The organism is Streptomyces calidiresistens, from assembly GCF_014141525.1.
Classification (GTDB): domain Bacteria; phylum Actinomycetota; class Actinomycetes; order Streptomycetales; family Streptomycetaceae; genus Streptomyces; species Streptomyces calidiresistens.
Genome location: NZ_VKHS01001132.1, coordinates 1 through 1,311 on the forward strand (window position 1 = coordinate 1; position 1,311 = coordinate 1,311).

The window sequence follows — 1,311 nt, forward strand, 5'->3', positions numbered from 1 at the left end:
CCCTCGTCACCTTCTCGATTCCCTTCGCCCCGCCGACCGGCCCCACCCGCCGCGACTGACCCGATCGCCGGTCGGCGGGTGTCGGAGTGGTGCCCCCGGTCGCCCCGCGCCCCTCACGCCCGGTCACCGTCGGGTCGCCGAGCGATCGCCCACCCCCTCGCGTCGCGCGCCGTCGTGCCCGGCGGCGATCCCCGTCCCGGTGTCCCCGCTCGTCCTCGCGGGCGGGGCCCCGATGACCCCGACCACCCCGTGGAGGACCCCACCCATGACCAGTTCCCCGATGCGCCGGCGCGTCCCGGCCCTGCTGCTGGCCGGGACGCTGGTGTGTCTCGCCACCGCCTGTGGATCCGCCGACCCGGACGACACGGCAGGCGGTCCCGCGAACGCCGGGAACGGGGGTGACACCGCGGGGGCCCCGGAGGGCTTCCCGTTCACCGTCGAGAACTGCGGCGTGGAGGTGACCCACGAACACCCCCCGCGGCGCGCCGTGGCGTTGAACCAGCACGCCACCGAGGTGATGCTCGCCCTCGGCCTGGAGGACTCCATGGTCGGCACCGGCTACCTCGACGACGAGATCCTCCCGGAGTACCGGGAGGCCTACGACGCCGTGCCGGTGATCTCCGAGGAGTACCCCTCCTACGAGACGCTGCTCGCCCTCGAACCCGACTTCGTCTACGGCGGTTTCTCCACCACCTTCGACGCGCAGGAGGGGCGCTCGCGGGAGACCTTCGCCTCCCACGGCATCGCCACCCACCTCAACATCGAGGAGTGCTCCACCCCGCCCCTCGACATCGACCTGATGGACCGGGAGGTGCGGGACATCGCCCGGATCTTCGGCGTACCCGAGCGCGCCGAGGAGGAACTGGAGCGGCTGCACGGCGTGTTGGACGAGGTGGCCGAGCGGCTGGAGGGCGTGGAGCCGGTCGACGTCTTCGTCTACGACAGCGGCGACACCACCGCCTTCACCGCCGGCGGCGGCGGCATCGGCAACGAGATGATCAACCGTGCCGGCGGCACGAACCTCTTCGCCGACCTCGACAAGGCCTTCGGCGACGTCTCCTTCGAGCAGGTCGCCGAGCGGGCACCCGAGGTCGTCGTGATCTACGACTACGGCGACCGGCCGGTGGAGGACAAGAAGCGGTTCCTGCTGGACAACCCGGCCCTGAGGGACGTCCCCGCGATCCGCGAGGAGCGCTTCGCGGTGCTGCCGCTGTCCTCGACCGTACTGGGCGTCCGGGTGCCGGACGGCGTGGAGTCCCTGGCCCGACAACTCCACCCGGACCGCTTCCGGTGACCGCCCCCGCCCCGACC

At 72.5% G+C, this 1,311-nt stretch carries 1 protein-coding gene; it reads left to right on the top strand.

Annotated elements, in window-relative coordinates; genetic code table 11:
* Positions 1-280 precede the first annotated feature (280 nt).
* Entirely contained in the window at positions 281-1,294 is a 1,014-nt protein-coding gene (locus FOE67_RS25925) for an ABC transporter substrate-binding protein (RefSeq protein ID WP_182667259.1), read from the top strand.
* The last annotated feature ends 17 nt before the right edge of the window (positions 1,295-1,311 follow it).

Coding starts and splice junctions, on each gene's coding strand:
- FOE67_RS25925 (WP_182667259.1), top strand. CDS start 281: ATGCGCCGGCGCGTCCCGGCCCTGCTGCTGGCCGGGACGCTGGTGTGT.